At 64.4% G+C, this 25,306-nt stretch carries 19 protein-coding genes; 8 read left to right on the top strand and 11 right to left on the bottom strand.

Features of this window, described 5'->3' with window-relative positions:
* Window positions 1–86 precede the first annotated feature (86 nt).
* Together CK222_RS22970 and CK222_RS22965 are read left to right on the top strand one after the other, a co-directional pair.
* Window positions 87–668: an NAD(P)H-dependent oxidoreductase gene (locus CK222_RS22970; protein ID WP_067329247.1), complete on the top strand. Its 582-nt coding sequence runs from the start codon at window positions 87–89 to the stop codon at window positions 666–668.
* On the top strand, window positions 668–1,255 hold the full coding sequence (locus tag CK222_RS22965; protein WP_067329249.1) for an NAD(P)H-dependent oxidoreductase: 588 nt from the start codon (window positions 668–670) through the stop codon (window positions 1,253–1,255). The genes CK222_RS22970 and CK222_RS22965 overlap by 1 nt, the downstream gene beginning before the upstream one ends.
* 139 nt (window positions 1,256–1,394) lie before the next feature.
* Here CK222_RS22965 and CK222_RS22960 read toward each other — a convergent pair whose 3' ends face one another.
* The 5 genes from CK222_RS22960 to CK222_RS22940 form a co-directional block, all read right to left on the bottom strand.
* Window positions 1,395–3,842: an FAD-dependent oxidoreductase gene (locus tag CK222_RS22960; protein ID WP_095801961.1), complete on the bottom strand. Its 2,448-nt coding sequence runs from the start codon at window positions 3,840–3,842 to the stop codon at window positions 1,395–1,397.
* On the bottom strand, window positions 3,839–5,020 hold the full coding sequence (locus CK222_RS22955) for a pyridoxal phosphate-dependent aminotransferase (RefSeq protein ID WP_095801960.1): 1,182 nt from the start codon (window positions 5,018–5,020) through the stop codon (window positions 3,839–3,841). The genes CK222_RS22960 and CK222_RS22955 overlap by 4 nt, the downstream gene beginning before the upstream one ends.
* A complete protein-coding gene (locus tag CK222_RS22950; protein WP_095801959.1) occupies window positions 5,020–5,919 on the bottom strand; it encodes a homocysteine S-methyltransferase family protein in 900 nt (299 codons plus the stop codon). The genes CK222_RS22955 and CK222_RS22950 overlap by 1 nt, the downstream gene beginning before the upstream one ends.
* A complete protein-coding gene (locus CK222_RS22945) occupies window positions 5,916–8,369 on the bottom strand; it encodes an FAD-dependent oxidoreductase (protein WP_095801958.1) in 2,454 nt (817 codons plus the stop codon). Before CK222_RS22945 ends, CK222_RS22950 begins: the two co-directional genes overlap by 4 nt.
* A 106-nt stretch (window positions 8,370–8,475) precedes the next feature.
* The gene (locus tag CK222_RS22940) at window positions 8,476–9,063 is read right to left on the bottom strand and encodes an XRE family transcriptional regulator (protein ID WP_176477717.1); all 588 of its coding nucleotides are present in this window, start codon (window positions 9,061–9,063) and stop codon (window positions 8,476–8,478) included.
* Between the two features lie 235 nt (window positions 9,064–9,298).
* Here CK222_RS22940 and CK222_RS22935 point away from each other — a divergent pair, with 235 nt between their 5' ends.
* Window positions 9,299–10,003 (top strand): nitroreductase, encoded by a 705-nt coding sequence (locus tag CK222_RS22935; protein WP_095801957.1) that lies wholly within the window; start codon window positions 9,299–9,301, stop codon window positions 10,001–10,003.
* Between the two features lie 29 nt (window positions 10,004–10,032).
* Here CK222_RS22935 and CK222_RS22930 read toward each other — a convergent pair whose 3' ends face one another.
* From CK222_RS22930 to CK222_RS22910, 5 genes are all read right to left on the bottom strand, one after another.
* Window positions 10,033–11,475, bottom strand: a complete 1,443-nt coding sequence (locus CK222_RS22930; protein WP_095801956.1) for an MFS transporter — start codon at window positions 11,473–11,475, stop codon at window positions 10,033–10,035.
* 197 nt (window positions 11,476–11,672) lie between these two features.
* On the bottom strand, window positions 11,673–12,260 hold the full coding sequence (locus tag CK222_RS22925) for a sarcosine oxidase subunit gamma (RefSeq protein WP_067329620.1): 588 nt from the start codon (window positions 12,258–12,260) through the stop codon (window positions 11,673–11,675).
* Between the two features lie 22 nt (window positions 12,261–12,282).
* Entirely contained in the window at window positions 12,283–15,276 is a 2,994-nt protein-coding gene (locus CK222_RS22920) for a sarcosine oxidase subunit alpha (RefSeq protein WP_095801955.1), read from the bottom strand.
* Window positions 15,273–15,566, bottom strand: coding sequence for a sarcosine oxidase subunit delta (locus CK222_RS22915; protein WP_067329272.1), 294 nt, complete (start codon window positions 15,564–15,566; stop codon window positions 15,273–15,275). The genes CK222_RS22920 and CK222_RS22915 overlap by 4 nt, the downstream gene beginning before the upstream one ends.
* A gap of 12 nt (window positions 15,567–15,578) precedes the next feature.
* Entirely contained in the window at window positions 15,579–16,838 is a 1,260-nt protein-coding gene (locus CK222_RS22910; RefSeq protein ID WP_095801954.1) for a sarcosine oxidase subunit beta, read from the bottom strand.
* A gap of 205 nt (window positions 16,839–17,043) precedes the next feature.
* On the opposite strand from CK222_RS22910, the gene CK222_RS22905 reads away from it, so the two are divergent.
* The 5 genes from CK222_RS22905 (at window position 17,044) to CK222_RS22885 (ending at window position 24,219) form a co-directional block, all read left to right on the top strand.
* Window positions 17,044–19,533 (top strand): mechanosensitive ion channel family protein, encoded by a 2,490-nt coding sequence (locus tag CK222_RS22905; protein WP_095801953.1) that lies wholly within the window; start codon window positions 17,044–17,046, stop codon window positions 19,531–19,533.
* A gap of 142 nt (window positions 19,534–19,675) precedes the next feature.
* A complete protein-coding gene (locus CK222_RS22900; protein WP_066999629.1) occupies window positions 19,676–19,939 on the top strand; it encodes a hypothetical protein in 264 nt (87 codons plus the stop codon).
* Window positions 19,940–20,260: 321 nt separating this feature from the next.
* The gene (locus CK222_RS22895) at window positions 20,261–22,822 is read left to right on the top strand and encodes an FAD-dependent oxidoreductase (RefSeq protein WP_095801952.1); all 2,562 of its coding nucleotides are present in this window, start codon (window positions 20,261–20,263) and stop codon (window positions 22,820–22,822) included.
* Window positions 22,823–22,914: 92 nt separating this feature from the next.
* A complete protein-coding gene (locus CK222_RS22890) occupies window positions 22,915–23,763 on the top strand; it encodes a DUF1194 domain-containing protein (RefSeq protein ID WP_095801951.1) in 849 nt (282 codons plus the stop codon).
* A 114-nt stretch (window positions 23,764–23,877) separates the two neighbouring features.
* Window positions 23,878–24,219 carry a peptidase inhibitor family I36 protein gene (locus CK222_RS22885; protein ID WP_067000849.1) on the top strand — a complete coding sequence of 114 codons (342 nt, stop codon included), beginning with the start codon at window positions 23,878–23,880 and terminating at the stop codon, window positions 24,217–24,219.
* 143 nt (window positions 24,220–24,362) lie between these two features.
* Here the strand turns inward: CK222_RS22885 and CK222_RS22880 are convergent, their stop codons facing one another.
* A complete protein-coding gene (locus CK222_RS22880; RefSeq protein WP_348626902.1) occupies window positions 24,363–25,301 on the bottom strand; it encodes a GlxA family transcriptional regulator in 939 nt (312 codons plus the stop codon).
* Window positions 25,302–25,306: the final 5 nt, after the last annotated feature.

Genomic DNA, 25,306 nt, shown 5'->3' with positions numbered 1-25,306 from the left:
GCCTTTGGCGACATCTCCCGCACAAGGGAGGAGATGTGGCATGGGACAACAGGGGTTTGTCGAGCTGACCTGCGGGATCCACTCCCGTGAACATCCTCGTGCTCTACGCACATCCGGTGGAGACCAGCTTCAACGCCGGACTGCATCGGACGATCGTCGAGCGGCTCGGCGCGGCGGGCCACACGATCGACGACTGCGACCTCTATGCCGAGGATTTCGATCCGCGGATGACGCGCGCAGAGCGGCTCGGCTACCACGATCAGCGCGGGCCGAACGAGGCGGTCGCCGGTTACATCGCAAGGCTTCAGAAGGCGGAAGCGTTGGTGCTGTCGTTTCCGGTCTGGAATTACGGCTATCCAGCTATCCTGAAGGGCTTCTTCGACCGCGTCTTCCTGCCCGGCGTATCGTTCAAGCTGGTCGACGGCAAGGTTCGGCCGACGCTGCACAACATCCGCAAGCTCGCGGCCATCACCACCTACGGCGGCAGTCGTTTTCGCGCCATGCTGATGGGCGATCCGCCGCGCAAAATGGTGAAGCGCACGCTGCGGGCCACCATCAAGCCAGGCGCCTCCGTCTCTTACCTCGCACACTATTCGATGAACCTTTCGACGGATCAGACGCGCAAGGCCTTCATGGCGAAGGTAGCCGCCAGCATGGATCAATTCTGATGCGCGTGCTGGTGGTCTATTGCCATCCGGTGCCGGAGAGCTATTGCGCCGCGATCCGCGACATGGCGATAGAGGTGCTGACGCGACGAGGCTGGGACGTGCGGCTGCTCGATCTCTATGCCGAGAAGTTCAATCCGGTGATGAGCTGCGAAGAGCGGCGCTCCTACAACGAGCGCGCGCCTGAGGATCCCGAGCTCAGGCCGCATTTCGAGCATCTGCAATGGGCCGAGGCGATCCTCTTCATCTACCCCACCTGGTGGTACGGATTGCCGGCGATGCTGAAGGGCTGGTTCGATCGCGTGTGGGCGACCGACATCGCCTTCAAGCTGCCGCGCGGCAGAGGCCGGATCCAATCGCTGATGACCCATGTGACCAAGGTCGGCGTCATCACCACCTGTGGCGCGCCGACGTGGTGGAGCGTCGTTGTCGGCCAGCCCGGCCGCAAGACGATCCTGCGCGGCATGCGCGCCATCTGCGCCCCCCGCTGCAAGACATTCTTCCTGGCGCACTACCTGATGGATTCCTCAACGCCGAAGAGCCGGACGGCGTTTCTGGCGAAGGTAAGGGCGAGGCTGGAAAGCTTTTGAGGATAGCTCTCTTCTCCCTGTTAAATGAGGAGAAGACGGCGGCAGCAGATGAGGGGCGGCGTCGCAAAGGTGTGGCGCTGCCCCTCATCCGCCCTTCGGGCACCTTCTCCCCGTTGAACGGGGAGAAGGGAACACTGCGCTACATCCGCACCCGTTCAGCCTTCGGGTCGTACATTGGCCTCAACGATGCTTCCGCGGCGAAACGCTCGCCTGCGATCTCGACCTCGTAGGATGAGCCCAGCACATCAGCCTCGCTCTCGCCCTCGCAGGGCACATAGCCGAGCCCGATCGCGCCGCCGAGATGGTGGCCGTAATTGCCCGAGGTGATCGGACCGACGATCATGCCGTCGCGCAGGATTGCTTCGTTGTGGAATAACAGGGGCTGCGGGTCCTTGAGGCGGAACTGCACCAGCCTGCGGCTCAACCCGGCTTCCTTCTTCCTGAGCACCGCGTCACGACCGATGAAGTCGCTCTTGGCCGTCTTCACCGCGAAGCCAAGGCCTGCCTCCAGCACATGGTCCTCGTCGGTGATGTCGTGGCCGAAATGGCGGAAGGCCTTTTCGATGCGGCAGGAATCCAGAGTATGCAGGCCGCAGAGCTTCAGCCCGACATCGGCGCCGGCTTCAATGATCGCCTCGAAGACATGGGCGGCCTGATCGGTCGAGACATAGAGTTCCCAGCCGAGCTCGCCGACATAGGTAACGCGATGGGCACGGGCCAACCCCATGCCGATCTCGATCTCCTGGAAGGTGCCGAACGGATTGGCCTGGTTGGAAAAATCGTTGGGGCTCACCTTCTGGATCAGCTTTCGCGAATCGGGGCCCATCAGGCAGATGACGGCTTCGGCAGCGGTTACGTCGGTAATGACGACGAATTCGTCGGCGACGTGCCGCCTCAGCCAGGCGAGGTCACGCTGCAAGGTGGCGCCCGGCACGACGAGGAAATAGGCGGTCTCGGACAGCCGCGTCACGGTGAGGTCGCTCTCGATGCCGCCTTTGGCGTTGAGCATCTGCGTGTAGACGATCTTGCCCGGTTCCACGTCCATGTCGTTGGCGCAGAGCCGCTGCAGGAAGGCACAAGCGTCGCGGCCTTCAACGCGGATCTTGCCGAACGAGGTCATGTCGAACAGGCCGACGCCGTTGCGCACGGCGAGGTGTTCCTCGCGCTGGTTGTCGAACCAGTTCTGCCGCTTCCAGGAATAGCGGTATTCGCGCTCCTGTCCTTCGCGGGCAAACCAGTTGGCGCGCTCCCAGCCGGCCACCTCGCCGAAGACGGCGCCACGAGCCTTCAGATGCTCGTGCAGAGGCGAGCGGCGCACGCCGCGCGAGGTAGCCATCTGGCGATAGGGGAAATGATCGGCGTAGAGCAGGCCGAGCGTTTCGGAGACGCGTTCCTTGAGGTAGCGACGGTTCTTCTGGAAGGGCTGGGCGCGGCGGATGTCGACCTCCCAGAGGTCGAAAGGCGCCTCGCCGTCATTGATCCACTGCGCCAGGGCCATGCCGGCGCCGCCGGAGGAAACGATGCCGATCGAATTGTAGCCGGTCGCCATCCAGTAGCCGGAGAGTTCCGGCGCCTCGCCGAGATAGTAGCGGTCGTCGGGAGTAAAACTCTCGGGGCCGTTGAAGAAGGTGTGGATGCCGGCCGTGCCCAGCATCGGCATACGGTTGACGCCCATTTCGAGGATCGGCTCGAAATGGTCCATGTCCTCGGGCAACTGGTCGAAGCAGAAATCCTCGCGGATGCCGTCCATGCCCCAGGGTTTCGCCACCGGCTCGAAGGCGCCGAGCATCATCTTGCCGGCGTCTTCCTTGTAGTAGGCGCACTCGTCCGGCACGCGCAGCACCGGCAGGCGGGTGAGGCCGGGGATGGGCTCGGTGACGAGGTAGAAATGCTCGCAGGCGTGCAGCGGGATGGTGACGCCGTTCTGCCGGCCGAGCTCGCGCGCCCACATACCGGCGCAGTTGACGACGATGTCGGTCTCGATCGTGCCCTGGTCCTCGCCCTGAGCCCAGGAGACACCGGAGACGCGGCCGTTCCTGGTGTGGACCTTGATGACCTTCACGTTTTCGATAACCGTCGCTCCGCGTTGCCGCGCGCCCTTGGCCAGCGCCATGGCGATATTGGCGGGGTCGCACTGGCCGTCGAGAGGCAAATGCACCGCGCCGACCACATCGGAGACGTTGAGATGCGGGTACATCTCCTTGACTTCGGTTGGCGAAATCTCGCGCACGTCGACATCGAAGGCGCGGGCTAGCGAGGCCTGCCTATAAATTTCATGCTTGCGTTCCTCGGTCAGCGCCACGGTGATCGAGCCGACCTGGCGCATGCCGGTGCCGACGTCGGTCTCCGCCTCGAGCTTGACGTAGAGGTCGGCCGAGTATTTCGCCAGCCGGGTCATGTTCTGCGAGCCGCGCAACTGGCCGATCAGGCCGGCGGCGTGCCAGGTCGTGCCGCAGGTGAGCTGCTTGCGCTCAAGCAGCACGATGTCGGTCCAGCCGAGCTTGGCCAGATGATAGGCGACCGAGCAGCCGGAGACGCCGCCGCCGATAATGACCGCGCGAGCTTTGGTTGGAATGGTTCTGGTCATGCGGCCTCGCGGCGGTAGTCGGAAGCGAAGCGGCGCACGCGAAGCGCTGCTTCCTGAAGGACAGGTTCAGGCTGGCAGAGGCTGATGCGGATGTGGCCGGCGGCGGCCTCGCCGAAGCTCGAGCCAGGCATGACGCCGATCTTCTCCTTGTCGAGCAGCGCCCAGGCGAATTTCTCGTCGTCGGGCTCGATGGCCGATATGTCGAGCATGACATACATGCCTCCTTCGGAGCCGCGCACGGTGACTTCATTTGCGCCGCGAATGGCGTCGAGGAAGACGGCGCGGCGCCCGGCGTAACGCTCGGCTATCTCGTCCACGCCGTAGTGGTTTTCAAGCGCCTCGGCGCAAGCGATCGAGATGAAGGCCGGCAGGCCATAGGTGGTCACCAGGTTGAGATCGGTCATCAGCGCGATCATCGCCTTCGGGCCGGTGAGCCAGCCCATGCGCCAGCCGGTCATGCCGTGGCTTTTCGACATGGAATTGATGACCAGCGTGCGCTCGGACATGCCGGGCAGCAAGCGCGGCGAGATGTGCTCGCCGCCGCCGAGCGTCCAGTAGACCTCGTCGGACAGCAGCCAGAGATCGTGCTCCTTGCAGATTTCGGCCAATTGCTCGAGCCGTTCGCGCGAATAGACTGCGCCTGTCGGGTTGTTCGGGGTGTTGATCAGGATGGCGCGCGTGTTGGGCCTGAGCGCCGCGCGGATTCTGTCGGCGCGCGGCTGGAAGCCGTCCTCGGCCGGCGTCTCGACCACGGTGAAGCCGGCGCCGGCGGCGCTGAAGGTGTTGGGGTAGGTGGCATAATAAGGCGCGACGACGATCGCGTGATCGCCAGGGTCGAGCACGCCCTGCACGGCGGCGTAGAGCGCGCCCTGACCTCCGGCCGTGGCGATGACCTCGTCGGGCTCCGTCAGGACGCCGGTGCAGGCGGAGGAGGCCGCCGCCATCGCCTTGCGCAGGCGCGGCAGGCCGGGAAGCGGCGTGTAGTGGTGGTTGCTGCCGCGGACGGCGTTGACGCAGGCCTCGATCGTTTGCGACGGCGTGTCGAAATCATGGTCGCCGACCGAGAGCACGATGATGTCCTCGCCGGCTGCCCTGCGGGTCCAGGCGGCGAAATGGACTTCCCAGCCGTCCTTGCCCGATGGCACGATGCCGGTAATGCGCTTCGATGGTTTTGGCATCAGGCTGCTCCCGAGATGTGATGGCCGGCCTGAATGAGCCGGTCGCGTAGCGCAGCGATGTGCGCCGGCCCGACTTCGCAACAGCCGCCTACAATGCTGGCGCCAGTCTCGACCCAGCCCATCGCCTGGTCGGCATAGGCGTTCGGATCGAGATCATGGCGCGCGTGCAGCACGTCGACCGTGCCGCCATGCTTGAGCGCCTCGACCGAGGTGAAGCCATTGGCATAGGCGCCAACCGGACCGCCGAGGGCCAGCAGTTCCGGCAATGCGGCGGCAATGGCTTCGGGCCGGCAGCAGTTGAGCAGCCGTGCCGCCACCGGCAGATCGCCGAGGGCGCTAGCCGCGGCGGCAACGCTCTCGCCGTTGCGCAGGCGGGGCGTCCCGTGGTCGGCGAGAGTCCAGGATACCCAGACCGGCTTGCCGCTCTCGCATGCCGCGGTGACCGCCGCGCGAGCCTCGTCGGCGGAAGCCATGGTCTCGCACAGGAACAAATCGACGCCTTCTGCCTGTTCGGCGACGATGCGGCGGTAAATGGCGAGCGTGTCCTCGAAGGAGATGGTCAGCGCCGGCGCGTAGCTGCCGAACAGAGGCGAGAGGCAGCCGGCGATGGCGGCTTCACCCGCTTCGTCGCGCGCCTGCCGGGCGAGCTCGATGCCGCGCTTCTGCAGAGGCTTAAACAGCTCTTCCGCGCCCTCGCGCGCCAGGCGCTCGGGCGTGGCCGAATAGGTGTTGATGGTGATGACGCGAGCGCCGGCACGGATGAATTCCGCATGCAGGTCGCGCACCAGTTCCGGTTCGTCGATCAGCACTCTGGCCGACCACAAAGGCGTCGGTTCGGACTGACTGCGACGGACCAACTCCTGGCCCATGCCGCCATCGGTAAGAATGACGGATGTCATGCTCTCAACCTTTCGTTCTTCGGATCCCACAAAGGCTCGTCCTTCTGCACCACCGCCTTGAAACGGTCGCCGAAGATTTCGACCTCGACCGCCGTGCCGGGCTCGGTCAGGTCGGAACGCAGCATGCCGAGCGCGATCGACTTATCGACGCGATGGCCCCAGCCGCCCGACGTCGTCTCGCCGACAATCTTGCCGTCATGCCAGAGCGTCGACATATAGGGCGCGTCGCAATCGCTGGGGCTTTCCACGACCAGCGTGACGAAGCGCTTCTTCACGCCCTGCTGCCTTTCGTTGAGCAGCGCCGCCTTGCCGCGGAAGTCGGGCTTGTCCCATTTGACGAAGCGTTCGAGCCCGCCCTGCAGGATCGAATAGTCGGTCGAGAGGTCGCCTTTCCAGGCGCGGTAGCCTTTTTCCAGCCGAAGCGAATCCAGCGCGTACATGCCGAAGGGCTTTAGGCCATGCCTCTGGCCGGCGGCCCAAACCGCGTCGAAGACGGTAGCCGTGTCCGCGACCTTGGTGTGGATCTCCCAACCGAGCTCGCCGGCGAAGGAGACGCGCACCAGCTTCGCCCAGCGGCCGACGATGGTCGTCTCCTGATGCGTCAGCCAAGGCAGGGAGAGATCGGCGTCGCAGACGTCAGCAAGGATAGCGCGCGAGTTCGGGCCGGCGAGAATCTGGGTTGAGTATTCCTCCGTGCGATCGGTCAGCCTGAAGGCCGCATCGGCCGGCATGCGCGACTTCAACCATTCGAAGTCATGCCACTGCGCGACGGCCGCGGTGATTAGCGTCATCTGGTCCTCGCCATGGCGCACGACCGACATTTCGGTAACGATGCGGCCCTTATCGTCGGCGAAATAAACCAGGCCGATGCGGCCGGCCTTCGGCACGAGGCCGGTGACCTGCAGGGCCAGCCACTCGGCGGCGCCTTCACCTTCGAGATTGAAGCGCGAGAAGCCGGGCAAATCGAGGATGCCGGCTGCGTCGCGCACAGCCAGGCATTCCTCGCGAACGCGCTGCTGCCATGGCCCGTCGCGGCGGAAAGTCAGCGTTGATTCTTCCGAAATGTCGTCGCCCGGTTGCGCGTACCAGGTGGCGCGCTCCCAGCCGTTATAAGCGTCGAACTGGCCACCCCGCGCTTTGACGCGCTCATGCAGCGGCGAGTGCTTGCGGTCGCGGCCGGCCGGCCAGGCGTGGCGCGGGAACTGGATGGCGTATTCGTTGCCGTAGATCTCCATGCCCTTGGCAACGCAATAGTCGGGTGCCGAAGCAAAGGCGGTGAAGCGGCGCGGATCGCAGGACCACATGTCCCATTCGGTCTGGCCCTCGGTCACCCATTCGGCCAGCACCTTGCCGGCGCCGCCACCTTGCGCAATGCCGAAGGTGAAGACGCAGGCCTCGAAAGCATTCGGCACGCCGGGCATCGGACCGATCAGCGGATTGCCGTCCGGCGCATAAGGGATCGGCCCGTTGATCACCTTGGAAAGGCCTGCGGTGCCGAGGATCGGCACACGGGCTACGGCGTCGGCAAGGTAATGCTCGAGACGGTCGAGATCGTCCGGGAAAAGCTGGAATGAAAAATCCTCCGGCATCGGATCGTTGTGGCCGACCCAATGCGCGCGGCAATTGCGCTCATAGGGACCGAGATTCATGCCGGTCTTTTCCTGGCGCAGGTAGTAGGAGGTGTCGACGTCGCGCAGCAACGGCAGTTTCTTGCCCTGTTCCTTGGTCCATGCGGCCAGCTCGGGGATTTCCTCGAACAGGATATATTGATGGCTCATCACCATCATCGGCACTTCGCGGCCGAACATTTTTCCAACTTCGGCGGCGCGATAGCCGGCGGCATTGATCACGATCTCGCAGCGGATCTCGCCCTGCGGCGTCGCCACCACCCATTCGCCGTTTTCGCGGCGAACGCCGGTGACCGGGCAGAAGCGGATGATTTTCGCGCCCATGTCGCGCGCACCCTTGGCAAGCGCCTGCGTCAATTGCGCGGGATCGATGTCGCCGTCGCTCGGGTCGTAGAGCGCGCCTTTCAGCTCATGCGTCTCGATGAAGGGGTAACGGCGCTTGATCTCGTCGAGGCCGACGAGGTCGATGTCCATGCCTTGATAGCGGCCCATGCCTTTGGCGCGCTGGAACTCCTGCATGCGCTCCTTGGTGTGGGCGAGCCGCAACGAGCCGGTGACATGGTAGTTCATCGGATAGTCGACCGCGTCGGCGAGGCCCCGGTAGAGCTCGGTAGAATAGCGCTGCATGTTCATCAGCGACCAGGACGACGAGAAGGTCGGCACGTTGCCGGCCGCGTGCCAAGTCGAGCCGGAGGTCAGCTCGTTCTTTTCCAAGAGCACGCAGTCGGTCCAGCCCGCCTTGCAAAGGTGGTAAAGTGAGGAGGCGCCAACGACGCCGCCTCCGATGATCACCACGCGTGCCGTGGTCGGCAAACCGGCCATGTTCTCCTCCAACGTCCAAAGCGCGTCAGGACGCGCTTTTGATTCTTTGTTTCATGCAGGCCTTGTCCCAAAAACCGCGGCACAGTTTTGGGCGGCATGCATTGGTTCAGTACACCGGTGGCGAAACCACCCAGATGACGACCGCCGGGTCGGCGCCAGGATTGCGCCAGCGGAACGGCTTGCCTTCGAAGCGGAACGAGTCGCCTTCGCTGAGCCGATGCCAGACGCCGCCGATCTCGAGCTCGAAAGTGCCCGACGCGACGTAGCCCGCTTCCTCGGTCGGGCGGCGCGCTTCGGTCTTCAATTCCGCGCCCGGCGCGAAGACCGAGCGCAGCATCTCGAAGCTACCGCCAAGATCGGGCGACAGAAGCTCCTCCACGAGGCCCGATTCGCTTGTGCCAAGCGAGCGGCGGCTGCCGGCGCGCACAACCACGCCGCGCTCCTCTTCGGCAGGCACGTCATGGCTGAAGAACAGGCTGAGCGGCACGCCGAAGAGTTCGGCGAAGGCCCGCAGGTCACCAAGCGAAGGGATCGACAAGCCGCGCTCGACCTGGCTGACCCAGCCTACCGAGCGGTCGAGCTTCAGAGCAATCTCGGCAAGCGTCAACCCGCGGGCCTTGCGCAGCGCACGAATGTCGCCGGCCAGCAGCCGCTCGCCATTGTCCTGCTCCGATCTGATGGCGGTCGAGGTCACCCGCTCCTCGTGAAAAAATCTGCTCAAATTTCATGAGAAAGCAAGTGCATGAAAAAATCAAGTGAATTTTCATGCAACGCAAGATTTGCTTGCGCCATTTTGGCGGTTGATGCAAAGCCTCGCCATCGAATCGCGAGTGGGGCGTCCGGTCGAGGACCAGTTAGTTATTTGTGTCTGCCTATGGTCGTTGCGGGAATCGGGTTGCCGGGTCCAGCCATGCGTGAAGGGACGGCCCATGCTGGAGAAGAATGACCGGAGCACGCTCGACGCAGCGATCGTCGATGAGGCGATCATGTCGCGCCGGTCGGTGCGCGCGTTTTTGCCCGACATGGTCGACGACAGCACAATCCGCGCCATCCTGACGGTCGCGGCAAGGGCACCCTCGGGCACCAACATGCAGCCCTGGCGTGTCTATGTGACCAAGGGCGAGGTGAAGCGGCGCATCAGCGACGCCATCCTCAATTCGGGCATCCGCGCCGAAAAGGCCGAATGGGACGAGTACCGTTACTATCCCGACCAGTTCTTCGAGCCCTATCTCAGCCGGCGTCGCGCCAACGGTTTCGGTCTCTACGGCGCGATCGGCATCGGCCGGCGCGAAGTCGACAGGATGCGGGCGCAGCACGACCGCAACTTCGTCTTCTTCGACGCGCCGGTCGGCCTGATCTTCACGGTCGACCGGCGGCTGAACAAGGGCTCGTGGATCGACTACGGCATGTTTCTGCAGAACATCATGGTCGCGGCACGGGGCAGGGGCCTGCATACCTGTCCGCAGGCGGCTTTCGCGCCCTATCACCGGCAGATCCGCCCGGTGCTCGACATACCAGACGAGGAGATCGTGGTCTGCGGCATGGCGCTTGGTTATGAGGACACGTCCAAGCCCGAGAACGAATTCCGCACCGACCGCGCGCCGCTCGAAGACTGGGTGACGTTCGCGACATAGCTCTCCGGCGCGGATCGCAGCCCGATGTGCTAATCCGTGCCGATATGCCCGCCATGGCCGCTGACATGGGCACCGTCCTGCGGGGTGAGCCTGAAATAGGCGAGCAGCGCGCAAAGCGTGATCAAGCCTTCGACAACGAACAGGAGCCGGTAGTCGTTGACGCTCGCCTGGCCGCCGCCGGCGAGCAGCGAGAGCATGGCAGCGGCCAGACCGACGCTGATTGCCACCGCCAGCTGCCAAAGGATGTAGTACAGGGCGCTGAAGCGCGAGAGCTGCTCGGGCGCGATGTCCGAGTAGGCGAGGTTGCCGGTCGAGGCCCACTGCACCGAACGGAAAAGGCCGAAGGCGAAGATGTAGGCAAGCACGATGCAGGTAGGCGTGCTTTCCTGCATCAAGGCAAAACCGGCGACCAGCAGGGCGGCGATCGGCGTGTTGACGATCAGAACCCGCTTGAAGCCGAAGCGGTTCAAGATGCGCGGCATGAAGAAGCGCATCAGCAGCGAGCCGATCGCCGCGACGAAGGTCAGCGATCCGGCCTGCACCGCGCTCATGCCGAAGCCGAGCTGGAACATCAGCGGCAGCAGGAAGACAACGGAGCTTAGCCCTATCGTGTCGAGCCCGCCGCCGGTCAGAAAGCTGATGCGGAAGGTGCGGATGCGCAGCAGATTGAGGTCGAGCAACGGATTGCGGGCCCCCAGACAATAGAAGGCCGCGACAGTGAGGATGGCGATTGCCAGGCCGAGCTCGACGCCGATGATGCTGGCGGCGACGTCCTTCGCGGCAAGCGAATCCATGCCGAAGACGAGCAGCGCCATGCCGCCGCCGACTAGCAGGAAGCCGGGAAAATCGAAGGGCGTGCGGACCGGCTTGGTGGTCGTGGGGAACAGCGAGGCCGCGAGCAACGCGGCCGTCAGCGCGATCGGTATGTTGATGTAGAAGATCCACCGCCACGAGACGTAAGTGGTCAGCGCGCCACCGACGAGGGGCCCGACCAGCGGGCCGGACTGGCCGGCGAGCGAAATATACATGTTGATCCTGAGCGTGCGGTCGCGCGGAAAGCTCGACAGGATTACGACCTGACCGAGGGTGCCCATCAGCGCACCGCCGAAGCCCTGCAGCGCGCGCGAGCCGACCAGCATCCAGATGTTTTCCGACAGGCCGCACAGGCCCGAGGCGCTGGCGAAGACCAGCAGCGCAAAGCAATAGACGTTGCGCAGGCCGAAGCGGTCGGCCAGCCAGCCGCCGAGCGGCATCGTGACGATGAGGCTCGCGACATAGACGGTGATCAAAAGCCCGAGCTGGCTCGGCGGGCGGCCCAGGCTTTCGCCGATGCCGGGCAGCGCGGTCACAATGACATTCTGGTCGAGGCTGGTCATGAACACGCCGAAGGCGACGGTCGCCGGCAACAGCAGCGACGGGTCACCCGCCGGAGCAAAGCGGGTCGTGGCTGTCGCCGTAGTCTCTGCGGTCATGGAAGGATGTTGTCGAACCGGTTGCCTGAGGGCTCCGAGAGCCGCGTTCCTTGTCTATCGTCTTCGCTGGCCCAAGGCTCAAGCGGCAGTTGTGGCCGTCGATAGTGCCACGCGCCGGCTGAACCAATCCCCGAGTGCTGCCTGCTTAGAGGCAAATTCGGCACGGAAAACCGCCGCGCAGTTTCCTGGAATTGCGCTTAGTGCACCTCGTAGCCGACTTCCTCGCTCGCGTGGCACAAGGCCTTCCAAAAGGAGCGCGCGAAGGAGCGGAACACATAGATGTCGAATTGGTCGCCACCGGTGCGCTGGATCTGTGCAAAGACATCGTGGTGGTTGGTCGAGCGGCCGGCGCCGAGCGGGAAGGCCGGCAAGGCGAAGTCGATAGCGAAGAATTTCGCCATCACCCACTCCGCTTTCGGCCCGGCGATGCGAATCGCGGTGCGGCCATGCGAGAGATCGGTAATCGTGCCGATGGACGGCGTGATCAGGCCGGTGAACGCGGAAGCCAGGCCCTCGGCCTCGTCAACCACGGTGAATTTGCCCGGCGCGAATCCGAACGCGGCTTTCGCGCCGTTGACGACGCCGCCGCCGGCTCCATCCGGCAGGGCAAGGCCTGTCACCTTGTATATGCCGGACATCAGCCGCTTCTCCTCGCCCGGCCATGCTGCGAGCTGCAGGATCGAGCCCGGCCGCGTTTCGGACAGGATAACGTCAACGCCATGCTCGAAATTACCGTGCGAGCCTGGATGATAGACCGGTTCAAGCGGCGACAGGCGCTCAGGCAATTGCCGCTCGGGAAGTTGTCGTTCAACCATGCATGCGGCTCCCGTCCGGATCGTAGAAATGGTTGGAGACGATCTCGACCGGCCCGAACCGGTTGCGCAGCGGATCGGAGACGAAGGCGCGCGTGCCGTGGCGCGCCTTGCCGCCTTTGACAAGCGCAAGCGCTATGTATTTGCCGAGCGCCGGCGAATAGCAGCAGGCGGTGATATGGCCGATCGAATCGTGCGGGTTCGCTTCGTCGAGTTCCTCGACGATATGTCCGCCACCGTTGAGCGCGCGGTTGTCGAGAGCGATCAAGCCGACAAGTTCCAGCCGGTCCGGGGCGATCAGGCCTTCGCGATCCATCATGGCGGAACCGATGAAGGGCTTCTTCTTCGACAGCATCCAGTCGAGATGCAGGTCGCGCGCCGTGGTGCGGCCGTCGATCTCCGCGCCGGTGACGTGGCCCTTCTCGATGCGCATGGTGCCAAGCGCCTCGAGCCCGTAGGCGACCAGGCCGAAAGGCTTGCCGGCCTCGATGAGAGCCTCCCAAACGCGCGTTCCATAGCCGGCGCCGGAATAGACCTCGAAAGCCATCTCGCCGGAGAAGGAGAGGCGGCAGATCATCACCGGCACGCCGGCGATCTCACCGTGCACAATGCCCATGAAGGGAAGCGCGGCGTTGTCGACGGCCGTGCCCTTCACGCAGGCAGCGAGGATCGCCCTGGCTTTCGGTCCGCCGATCGCGGCCCCCGCCCACTCGTCGGTGACGGAGGTGACGGTGACCTTCAGTTCCGGCCAGATCACGTCGAGGAAATACTCCAGATGCTGCATCACCTTGCCGGCATTGGCGGTGGTGGTGGTCATCAGGAAATCCTGTTCGCCAAGCCGCCATGTGGTGCCGTCGTCGAAGGCAAGCCCATCCTCGCGCAGCATCAGACCGTAGCGGGCCTTGCCGACCGCGAGGGTGGAAAACATGTTCGTGTAAACGCGGTCGAGGAATTCCGCCGCATCCGGGCCCTGAACGGCGATCTTCCCAAGCGTCGAGACATCGACGATGCCGGCGCTCTCACGCGTTGCCGCGGCCTCGCGGACATAGGCCTGCTCGACCGTCTCGCCGGCGAGACCGTAGATCATCGGGCGGTACCAGAGACCGGCCGCATACATGGTCGCGCCGTTGTCGATGTGCCAGTCGTGCATCGGCGTCAGCCGCTCGGGCTTCAGGTCGCCGAAGCGCTCGGCCGCCAGCGAGCCGATCGACACGGCCGTGTAGGGCGGCCGGAACCGCGTCGTACCGACTTCGGGGATCGGCTTGCCCAGCGCCTCGGCCATGATGGCGAGGCCCGGCACGTTGGAGTTTTTGCCCTGGTCGGTCGCCATGCCGAGCGTGGTGTAGCGCTTCAGATGCTCGACCGAGACGAAGCCCTCGCGGTGCGCGAGCCGCACATCCTCGGCGGTCACGTCGTGCTGGAAATCGACGAAGCTTTTGCCCTTGGCCTTGATCTCGAAGACCGGTGCCGGATCCGGTTCGCCGGGGACGGCCTCCACGAGGACTAGCGGAGCGGAGGACGCGCTTCCGCCGGCGGCCTGAAGGCCAGCCGCGCGGCCTTCGGCAATGGCTTCCGCGGTCGTGAAACTGCCGGTGAAGGCGCCGGCGCCGATCCAGCGCTGCGTCGGCTGCGGCGGCAGGAAGGCCTGCCTGGCAGGGTTCCATATGGCCCTGGCTCCAGCCTGGCTGGCGAGATGGATCGTCGGTGACCAGCCACCCGACATCAACAGGCAGTCGGCATGGATGCTGCGCTCATCGCCGCTCAGCGCGCCGTTCATCAATTCGAAGCGCCGCACCTTGAGACCGGTGAGCGCCTTGCCGCCTTCGGTCGCAACCACGGCATGGCCGGCAAGCAGCTCTGCTTCGGCCTGGCTCGCCAGCCTGCTCATCTCGTTCGACACGTCGCTGCGGACATCGACGATGGCGACGACGGCGGCCCCGGCCTTCTTCAGTGCAACGGCGGAACGATAGGCGCTGTCATTGTTGGTGAACAGTGCGATGCGTTCACCGGGCAGCACGCCATATTCATTGGCGTAGCGTTCGGCCGCATGCGCCAGCATGACGCCCGGACGATCGTTGCCGGGGAATACCAGCGGACGCTCGAAGGAGCCGGTGGCGAGAACCACCGTTTTGGCGCGGATCGCCCAGTAGCGCTGGCGCGGCTCGCCCTTGGCCGGAACTTCCTTGTGGTCCGTCACCCGTTCGAGCGCGGCCAGCGTGTTGCCGTCGTAATAGCCCCACACCGTCGTGCGCGGCAGAAGGCGGACATTGTCATTGCCTTCGAGCTGGCCGACGATGCGCGCCGCCCAGTCGGCTGCCGACGCCCCGTCGATGGTTTCGCCCGACCAGTTGGCGGAGCCGCCGAACTTTGCTTCGAGCTCGGCCAGGATCACGCGGGCGCCCTGGTCGGCCGCGGCCTTCGCCGCCATCAGCCCGGCCGGGCCGGAACCGACGACCAGCACGTCGCAGAAGGCGTTCATGCGCTCGTAGCGCGAGGTATCGGGCGCGGTGCCGGCTCTGCCGAGGCCGGCGGCGCGGCGGATGAAATGCTCGCAGAACATCCAGAAGCGCGTGCCTTTCAACGGGCCGATCACCGGTCCCATGAAGGTCTTGTAATAGAAGCCGGCCGACAGGAGCTTGCCGCCGAGCTGGTTGAGCGCGCCGATATCCCAGGCGAGCGAGGGGGAACGGTTCTGGCTGACCGCGACGAGCCCGTCATAGATCTCGACCATGGTGGCGGGAATGTTGGGCTCGCGCACCTCGCCGCGCAGCACCGTCACCAGAGCGTTCGGTTCCTCGACGCCGGCGGCGAGCAGGCCGCGCGGGCGATGGTATTTGAACGAACGGCCGAACAGCGTCACGCCATTGGCGAACAGCGCCGAAGCCAGCGTGTCGCCGGCGTGTCCGGTATAGCGCGCGCCGTCGAAGGTGAAGCGGATGGTGCGCAGCCGGTCGATGCGGCCGCCGGTTTCTGTGCGGCGAGGGCTCACTGGTGGCCTCCCGCTTTGTGGCCCGCGGACTTGTGTCCGCCACGGGCAAAGGCAGTGCTCAAGATTTCATGGGTTAAGGTGTTTCGCACCACCCGCAGATGCGCGCGGCAGCCGCCGGAATGCTGCCAGATCTCATTGTGGTCGCCGGCCGGGTTCAGCCGGTCGTAGACATAGGCATTCCAGGCATCGAGATCCTGCGAGGCCGGCTGCGGCCGCTCGCGGTTGCCGTCGCCCTGGTAGGTGAACTCAATGACATCGCGCGGGCCGCAATAGGGACAAGTGATCAGCATATGATTCGAAACCTAATGCAGCCGCGGCGTCGCGCCCTGGCCTTTGTCGTCGATGATGAGGCCGCGATAGAAACGGTCGAGCGTGAAGGGCGCGTTGAACTCGTGCGGCTCGTCCTTGGCGATGGTCCAGGCAAAGCACCATCCTGAGGCTGGCGTTGCCTTGAAGCCGCCATAACACCAGCCGCAATTGAGATACATGCCGGGCAGCGGGCCGGTGGTGATGATCGGCGAACCGTCCATCGTCATGTCACAAAGCCCGCCCCAGGAGCGCAGCATGCGCACCCGCGCCAGGCCCGGGAAGAGTGCCAGCATCTCGCTCATCACCTCGTCGACGACGGGCAGGCTGCCGCGCTGGGCATAGCTGTTGTAGCCGTCGAGGTCCCCGCCATAGACGAGGCCGCCCTTGTCGGATTGCGAGATGTAGAAGTGGCCCATGCCGAAGGTGAGAACGGTGCCGATGATCGGCTTCAGCGATTCCGAGACGAAGGCCTGCAGAACGTGGCTTTCGATCGGCATATGCGAAATGCCGGCAAGCTGCATGACTTGGCCAGTGCTGCCGGCCACCGCAAGCGCCACCTTCTTGGCGCGGATATCGCCGCGCGTCGTCGTCACACCGGTGATGCGGTCGCCGTCGCGCAGGAAGCCGGTTACCTCGCAATTCTCGATGATGTCGACGCCGCGCCGGTCGGCGCCGCGCGCATAGCCCCAGGCGACGGCGTCGTGGCGCGCGGTTCCGGCACGCGGCTGCATCAGCCCGCCAAGGATTGGAAATCGCGCCGAGCTCGAAACGTCCAGGGCCGGAACAAGGCGCTTGATCTCTTTGACGCTCATCAGTTCGGCGTCGACGCCGAGATGGCGCATGGCATTGCCGCGCCTTGCATAGTCGTCGAGCTGAGCCGGTGTGTGCGCGAGGTTCAGGCAGCCCCGCTGCGAAAACATGACGTTGTAGTTGAGGTCATGCGACAGGTTCTCCCACAGCTTCATCGAATGCTCGTAGAAGCGGGTGTTCTGCGGCAAAAGATAGTTGGAGCGCACTGCCGTGGTGTTGCGGCCGACATTGCCCGAGCCCAGCCAGCCTTTTTCCAGCACAGCGACATTGGTGATGCCGTGCTCCTTGGCGAGGTAATAGGCGGTCGAGAGCCCATGGCCGCCGCCGCCGATGACGATCACATCATAGGACGCCTTGGGGTCCGGCTTGCGCCAGGCCGGTTTCCAGTCCTGGTTGCCGTTGAGCGCGTTCTTGAGCAGCGAAAAGGCTGAGTATTCCGCCATTCTTCCCGTCGTCCTTTTGGTGCGAGCCGGCAGACTATAGAGCAGGCGAGAAGCGCAAAGCCAAGATTGCGCCATCGCTTTTCGACAGGCCGACTTCGATCCGCGCCGAGGCCCGCGGATGGAGACGTCTTGCCGCCTGATAGGCCGGTCTTTATCAAGGGCAGGATTTTCGAAGATTTTTCGGCCGTGAGTCGCCCGTCACGTCATGATTTTCCGACTGCTCCGCCTGATCCTGATCGCCATTGTCGCCGTCGCGGCGCAGCCCTCGCCCGGCGCGATGGCGCAGGCGATCGGCCAGGGCTCCACGCAGCTCATCGCCGACCAAACCAAGGCCATCCAGGATCTGACGGCCAAGACCGACGGACTGGAGAAGAAGTTAAGCGCCCCAGACCAGGACGACGCCGGCCTTGTCGATATCCGCTTGCAGCTCGAGGATATTTCACGGGCGGCGCTGAACAGCGCGCTCGCGTTCCGTTCACGCCTCAACGACATCAACGCGCGCATCGCGGTATTAGGGCCGCCGCCGGCCCAGGGGCAGCCGCCGGAGCCGGCGATCGTCGCCAACGAGCGCGCGGCGCTTACGGCCGAGAAGGCCGAGATCAATGCCGTGGTCGCCAGCGCGCAAAACCTGTCCATCCGCATCAGCGGGCTGGTCGACAGGATCGCCACGCTACGCAGTCAGCTTTTCCGCAGCGTTCTGACGAAACGCTACGAGTTGAGCGATGCGCTGAGCCCGCAGGCCTTTTCCGACGCGCACGACCAGTTCACCGGCCTCTATAAGGCGGTGGCGTCCTGGCTCACCTTCGCATTGAAGTTCAAGTTCCAGGCGATGCTTGCGGCGACGCTGATGGCGCTGGCGCTGGCGGCCGTGCTGCTGATCGGGGGCAGGCGTCTCTTCGGCCGCATCTTCGAGGCCGATCCTTCGGTCGAAGAGCCGTCGTACCTGAGCCGGCTTTCGGTGGCGTTCTGGTCGACGCTGCTGCCGACCGTGGCGCTCGGCGCGTTCCTCGCCTCGACCGTGTTCTTCTTCAACTATTACAACGTCCTGCGCGGCGACATCGGCGAATTCCTCAACGCGCTGCTCTCGGTCGTCGCGGTGGCGTTCTGCGTCAACCGGCTGACCAATGCCGCCCTAGAGCCGCGGCTGCCGAACTGGCGGCTTATTCCAGTCGCAACCGGACCAGCGCGTTGGCTGGTGCGGCTGGCCACCGCCATGGCCGTGGTCCTCGGCTTCAACTACTTCCTGTCCGTCGTCAACGAGAAGATGGGCTCGCCGCTGTCGCTGACGATCGCCAGGAGCTTCGTTGCCACCGTCATCGTGGGCGTCATCCTGATCCTGATGGGTGTGCTGAAGCCTTTCAGGGCGAAGGACGGCTCGTGGCGTCCGTGGCCGGCTTGGCTTCGCTTCATTGCCATCGGGCTCGGAGTCTCCACAATCGCCGCGGCACTGCTCGGCTATATCGGTCTTGCGCTTTTCGTCTCTATTCAGGTCGTCGTCACCGGCACCACGCTGATCACCGCCTATATCGGCTTTCTGTCGGCGCGGGCGATCGGCGAGGAGGGCGGCTTCGCCGACACTTCGGTCGGGCGCTGGCTGTCAGCCAATTCCAGCTATGAGGACACCGCGCTCGACCAGCTCGGCCTGGTGGTCAGCATCGCCATCAACCTGATGATCGTGCTGGTGTTCCTGCCGCTGATCCTCTTGATGTGGGGCTTCCAGCCCGGCGATATCGAAACCTGGGCCTTTAAGCTCGCAACGGGCGTGACCATCGGGTCGGTGACCATCTCGGTGCTCGGCATCCTCACCGGCATCGTCGTTTTCGCCATCGGCTATTTTCTCACGCGTTGGTTCCAGGGTTGGCTCGACGGCTCGGTCATGGCGCGCGGCAAGGTCGACACCGGCGTGCGCAATTCGATCCGGCTGGCGGTTGGCTATGCCGGCGTCGCGCTTGCAGCGCTGGTCGGCATATCGGCGGCGGGCATCGATCTTTCCAATCTGGCGCTGGTCGCCGGCGCACTTTCGCTGGGTATCGGCTTCGGCTTGCAGAACGTCGTCTCGAACTTCGTCTCCGGGCTGATCCTGCTTGCCGAGCGACCGTTCAAGGTCGGGGACTGGATCGTCGCCGGCGACATCAGCGGCACGGTCAGAAAGATAAGCGTGCGCGCCACCGAGATCGAGACGTTCCAGCGCCAGTCGGTGATCCTGCCGAACTCGAACCTCATCAACAATGCGGTCGGCAACTGGACGCACCGCAACAAGCTTGGCCGCGTCGACATCAAGGTGGGCGTCGCCTATGGCAGCGACGTCAAGCGCGTCCACGCCGTCCTGCTCGGCATTGCCCGCGCCCATCCGATGGTGCTCAAGAACCCCGAGCCCTTTGTGCTGTTTGCCAATTTCGGCCCGGCTGCACTGGAATTCGAGATCCGCGTGTTCGTGGCCGACGTGTTGAACGGCAGCATCGTCCAGAACGACATCCGATTCGCGATCTTCGACATCTTCGAAGACGAGCACATCGAGATCCCGTCGGCGCCCCGCGCCGTGGTCGAGAGCAAGAAGCATGAGCCATGGCCGATCGACGACGACAAGATCGAGGCCGAATTCGCCGAACGCGAGCGGCTGGAAGCGGAGGCCGCGGCCGAGCAGGCGCGTCTGGCTAAAACCAAGAGAAGAGGCCGCAAGCCCGACCCCGACTAGCTTTGGCGGCCGCCGAAGCCGATTGTGGCATGAATGCGGCATTCAGTTGCGGTTCACGTTCCATCTCATATAAGCTCTCACGCAAAGTGCGAGAATGCCTTGCGAAATTGAACAGAGGCGGTGTGGAAACACCGGAATTGCAATGTGGAAGTCTGTCGTTGCCGCCGTCGCTTTCCTGGCCCTTAGCGGTTCGGCTTTTGCCGCCAGCGCGGTCAACAAGGACGCCCAGACGCGGACGTTGATCGTGACCGAAGGCGGCGGCAAGACCGAGCTGGCGCTGGCCGCCGGCGAGACGGTGGAGTTCTGCCCGAATGGCTGCTTCGTCACTCTGCCCAATGGTGATCTCGAAGCGCTGACCGGTTCGGAAACGGTCGAGATCTCCGGCGGCGTCGCGCGGATCAAGTAAGAACTCCTTGAATATGATCGGCAAGGCCGGGCGTTTGTCCGGCCTTTTATCGTTCCGGTAGCCGCTGCTTAACGATAACGCCGGAAGTGTTCCCGTCGTGGTTAAGCTCAAGACTGCCAGCTGCCAGGTCGGCTTCCAGGCCGAGGACTTCGGGGCTTTCGCCTGAGCGAAATCGCATGTGGAGCCGAGCTGGCGCGCCGGGTCGCGCGGCATCCGCGACGTGTCGCAAACAGGCGGTAGCTCAATCCGCGTCCTCTGCATATTGTGGCGCAATTCGTACGGGCGCCGGCGCGCCCGCTTTAGCACTTTGGAGTCGCGGGCATGGCAGAGTTTCCGAAAAAGGCGAAGGTCGTCATCGTCGGTCTTGGCGGTATTGTCGGCGCGTCGGTCGCCCATCACCTAATCGAGCGCGGCTGGGACGACATCGTGGGCATCGACAAGTCCGGCATCCCAACCGATATCGGCTCAACCGCGCATGCCTCGGACTTCTGCTACACGACCAGCCACGATTTTCTCTCCTGCTGGACGACGCTCTATTCCATCGATTTCTACGAGAAGATGGGGCATTACGCGCGCATCGGCGGCCTCGAAGTCGCGCGCGTCGGCGACGACGGCCGCATGGACGAGATCAAGCGCAAGATTGCTTCCGCCAAGGCATTCGGCACCCGCGCGCGCCTGATCGAGCCGGCCGAGATCAAGCAGAAGTTCCCGCTGATCGAGGAGCATCTTGTGCAGGGCGGGTTGTGGGACCCCGACGCCGGTCTCGTCATCCCGCGCTCGCAGACGGTGGCCGGCAAGCTCGTCGACCAGGGTGTCGCTTCCGGCAAACTCCAGGCTTTCGCCAACACCTCGGCCAAGGACCTGATCGTCGAGAACGGCCGCATCAAGGGCGTCGCGACCGAGCGCGGCACGATCGAAGCCGATTATGTGGTCGTCTGCACCGGCATCTGGGGCCGGCTGACCGCGGCACTGGTCGGCGAAGACCTGCCGGTCATGCCGATCGACCACCCGCTGACCTTCTTCGGCCCGTATAACGAGTTCGCCGGCACCGGCAAGGAGATCGGCTGGCCGCTGCTGCGCGACCAGGGCAACTCGGCCTATATGCGCGACACCGGGGATCCCAAGACCGCGGAGGGCGGGCAGATCGAATGGGGCTATTACGAGGAGACCAATCCGCGCCTTTGCCATCCGCGCGACCTGCTGGAAAAAGACCAGGCGCGGCTCTCGCCCTCGCAGCGTGACCTCGACATGGAGCAGATCATGGCGCCACTGGAGCGCGCCATGGAACTGACGCCGATCCTCGGCGAGCTCGGTTACAATGAAGGCCATTCCTTCAACGGCCTGCTGCAGGTCACCACCGACGGCGGCCCGTCCATGGGCGAAAGCCAGAAGGTGAGGGGCCTCTGGTACGCCGTCGCCATCTGGGTCAAGGACGGCCCGGGCATGGGCAAGCTGATCGCCGACTGGATGACCGACGGCCGCACCGCGATCGATCATCACGCCATCGACTATGCGCGCTTCTACCCGCACCAGACGAAGGAAGAGTTCATCTGGGATCGCTGCACCGAGACGGCGATGAAGGTCTACAATCCGGCGGTGCATCCGCGCGAGCCGTTCTCCAAGGGCCGCAACATCCGCCGCTCGCCGTTCTGGGAGCGCGAGAAGGAACTCGGCGGCTACTTCATGGAGCTGGGCGGCTGGGAGCGCGCCCATGGCTATGCCGCCAACGAGCATCTCCTGGAAAAATACGCCAACCGCGTCCCGGTGCGCGAGAATGAGTGGGACAACCGCCATTTCTGGCGCGTCTCCAATGCCGAGCATCTGGCGATGAGCGAGGATTGCGGCATCGTCAACCTCTCGCATTTTTCGATGTACGACGTGGAGGGGCCGGACCATGTCGCGCTGCTGGAATGGCTGTGCGCGGCCAAGATCGGCGGCGACAACAATATCGGCAAGGGCATCTACACCCACTTCCTCGACGAGGAGGGCATGGTGCGCGCCGACTTCACCGTGATCCGCATGGCCGATCGCTGCCGCGTCATCGACGGCGCCGACGCCGGGCCGCGCGACTTCCGCTACATGCAGCGCACCGCGCAGGACAAAGGTTTCGATGTCACTGTCACCGATGTCACCGAAAAATACGTCACCATCGGCATCTGGGGACCTAATGCTCGCACGACGCTGCAGAAGGTGGTCGAGGACCCGAACGGGCTGACGCCGGACAATTTCCCGTTCGCGGCGATCAAGCCGATCAGGATCGGCGGAAAGGACGTCACGGCCTTCCGCATCTCCTATGTCGGCGAGCAGGGCTGGGAACTGCATATGCGCTATGAGGACGGGCTCGCCGTCTGGGACGCGCTGCGCTCGACCGGTGTGATGCCGTTCGGCGTCGAGACCTACGCCAACACGCGCCGCATGGAGAAGAGCCTGCGGCTGCAGAACGCCGACCTCTTGACCGAATACAATCTGCTCGAGGCAGATCTTGCCCGCCCGAAGGTCAAGGAGAACGACTTCTGCGGCAAGGCCAAGCACCTGGACTATCGCGCCCGCGAGCATCAGCCGGCTATGCTCTGCACGCTGGTGATGACCGAGAACACCGATTCCAAGGGCGTCGCGCGCTATCCGGTCGGCATCATGCCGGTGCAGGATCCCGCGACCGGCGAGACGCTGGTCGACGAGCTCGGCCGGCGCTCCTTCACCACGTCGGTCGCCTACGGCCCGACCATCGGCAAGAACATCGCGCTCGCCTATCTGCCCTGGGCCTACTGCCAGGAAGGTCGCAAGCTGCAGGTGGAGTATTTCGGCGAGACCTATCCGGTCGAGGTGGCCGGCGTCGGCTACAAGCCGCTTTACGACCCGGAGAATCTCAAGCCGCGCAGCTAAGCGAGCGCGCGTTCGTCCGGATTGGTGGAAGGCCCGGTCGACGCCGGGCCTTTTTGCTTTGTTCATGCGCGATTATCGCTTACCGTTGCGTCATGTCCGCTTTGGGCCGAACAAGGCATTGGCTTTCCGGCGCCACCGCGCTGGCGCTGCTCCTCGGCCTGCCCGCGCGATCGAGTGCGATAGAGCCGGTCGATGTCGAGCTGGTGCTCGCAGTCGATGTTTCGCTCTCCATGTCGCCGGCCGAACTCGAGATCCAGCGCCGTGGCTATGCGGCGGCACTGACGGATGACAACGTGCTCAAGGCCATCGCCGACGGCGTCCACGGCAAGATCGCGGTCACCTATGTCGAGTGGGCCGGCACTAGATGGCAGCGGGTCGTCGTACCGTGGACAGCGATTGCCAATCGCGCCGACGCCGAACGGGTCGTTGCGCAGATGAACGCACGTCCGCCGGACAGCGCGCGACGTACTTCGATCTCCGGCGCGCTGGCCTTCGGCAGCGACCTTTTCGCCGAAAGCGGCTTTCAGGGGACCAAGCGCGTCATCGACGTTTCGGGCGACGGACCCAACAACCAGGGCGCCCCGGTCGACATCACGCGCGACGAGGTGGTGAGGCAGGGCATCACCATCAACGGACTGCCGCTGATGACAAGGGGCGGGTACGGCGGCGCCTTCGACGTCGCCAATCTCGACCGCTACTACAGCGACTGCGTGATCGGCGGGCCGGGCGCCTTCATGATCCCGGTCAACGACTGGACGCAATTCCCGGAAGCGATCCGCCGCAAGCTGGTGCTCGAGCTCGCCGGCCCGGCCTCGCGGCAATGGGCGGCAGAAGAGGCGGCTCACCCGCCGGTCGTGCTTGCCGACGACAGGCCGGCCGCCGATTGCCTGGCCGGTGAGAAGATGTGGCGCAACCGCGGCTGGATGATGGATAGCCGGTGACGGTCGGCAAGCTCCGCCGGAGCGGGGTTCGGACTTGCTTCCTCGTGTAGCACAATGGCAAAATGTGATCGGGCCCGCGCCATCGCGCAACGCGATGAAATGAGGAAATATTGCATGAAACGTTTGGTCATCCTGGCGGCGCTTGCGTCGACAATATTTGCCGGAAGCGCCAGCGCCCAATTTTACGGCGAGGCCGCCTGCGTGCTGTTCGAGAATGCGAACTTCCGCGGACGCTCGCTTGCAATGGGTCCTGACGACGCCGTCAATTTCCGGGGCGGCTTCTGGAACGACCGCGTTTCCTCGGTGCTGGTGCGGCGGGGCTGCACGCTTGTCGCCTATGAGAATGCAGGAAGGCGCGGCCGCTCGATCGAGCTCAATCGCAGGGTCCGCGATTTCGGAGGTTCCGGCTGGAACGACCGCATCTCGTCCGCGGAGTGCTATTGCGACCGATATTGAGCTGGTCGAACCTGCCAGCGGTCATAACGCAACGCTGAAAAACAGCCCGGAATTCTCGGCGCTGAAGGCGCAGTTGACCGAAGACATCCGCATTGAGGCGATACGGACCGCACAGCCGCCGTAGGTTTTCGTAGCCTTGTCGCTTAGGCGGCCAGCAACTGCTTGCGGTCGACGCGCTCCTGCTGCGGCGACCGGGCATAGAGCTCGCGGTAGCATTTGGAGAAGTGCGAGGCCGAGACGAAACCGCAGGCGACAGCCACTTCCACGACGGGCAGCGACGACTGGATGAGCAAATGCCTGGCGCGGTCGAGCCGGATCTCGAGATAATAGCGGGCAGGCGAGCGGCCCATCTCGGTGCGGAAGAGGCGCTCGATCTGCCGGCGCGACAGATCGACATGGTCGGCGATCTCGATCAGCGACAGCGGCTCGGAGAGGTTCGCCTCCATCAATTCAATGATGGTCAGCACCTTGGAATTCTGCACACCGAGACGGGCGCGCAGCGGCAGGCGCTGGCGATCCGTCGGGCTGCGCACGCGGTCGGTCAGCACCTGCTCGCAGACGCGGTTGACGAGGCTTTCGTCAAAGTCGTCGCCGATCAGCTTCAGCATCATGTCGAGCGCCGCGGTGCCGCCTGCGCAGGTGTAGACATTCTGGTCGATCTCGAAGAGGTCGGCGAAGACATTGGCCTTGGGAAAGGCCTCCGAGAAGCCCGGCAGGTTTTCCCAATGGATGGCGCAGCGCTTGTTGGAGAGCAGGCCCGCAGCCGCCAGGATGTGCGCGCCGGTGCACAGGCCGCCCACGGCGACGCCACGGTTGTATTCCTCGCGCAGCCAGGCGAAGGCCGACTTGTTATGATAGCGCTCGACATTCATGCCGCTGCAAACGATCGCCATGTTCGGGCGGTCCGGCCCGGCCATCTTCCTGCGCTCTTCCTCGAGCGAGGTGTTGACGGCGCATTCGACGCCGTTCGAGGCGCGCACGGGCTTGCCGTCGATACTGGTCAGGCGCCAGCTATAGGCCTCGTAGCCGAGCATCCGGTTGGCCGAGCGGAGCGGGTCGAGCGCCGTTGCGAAGGCGATCATGGTGA

The sequence above is a fragment of the Mesorhizobium sp. WSM3866 genome (assembly GCF_002294795.1).
In the GTDB taxonomy this organism is placed as follows: domain Bacteria; phylum Pseudomonadota; class Alphaproteobacteria; order Rhizobiales; family Rhizobiaceae; genus Mesorhizobium.
This window is presented reverse-complemented; position numbering and strand designations above follow the sequence as displayed.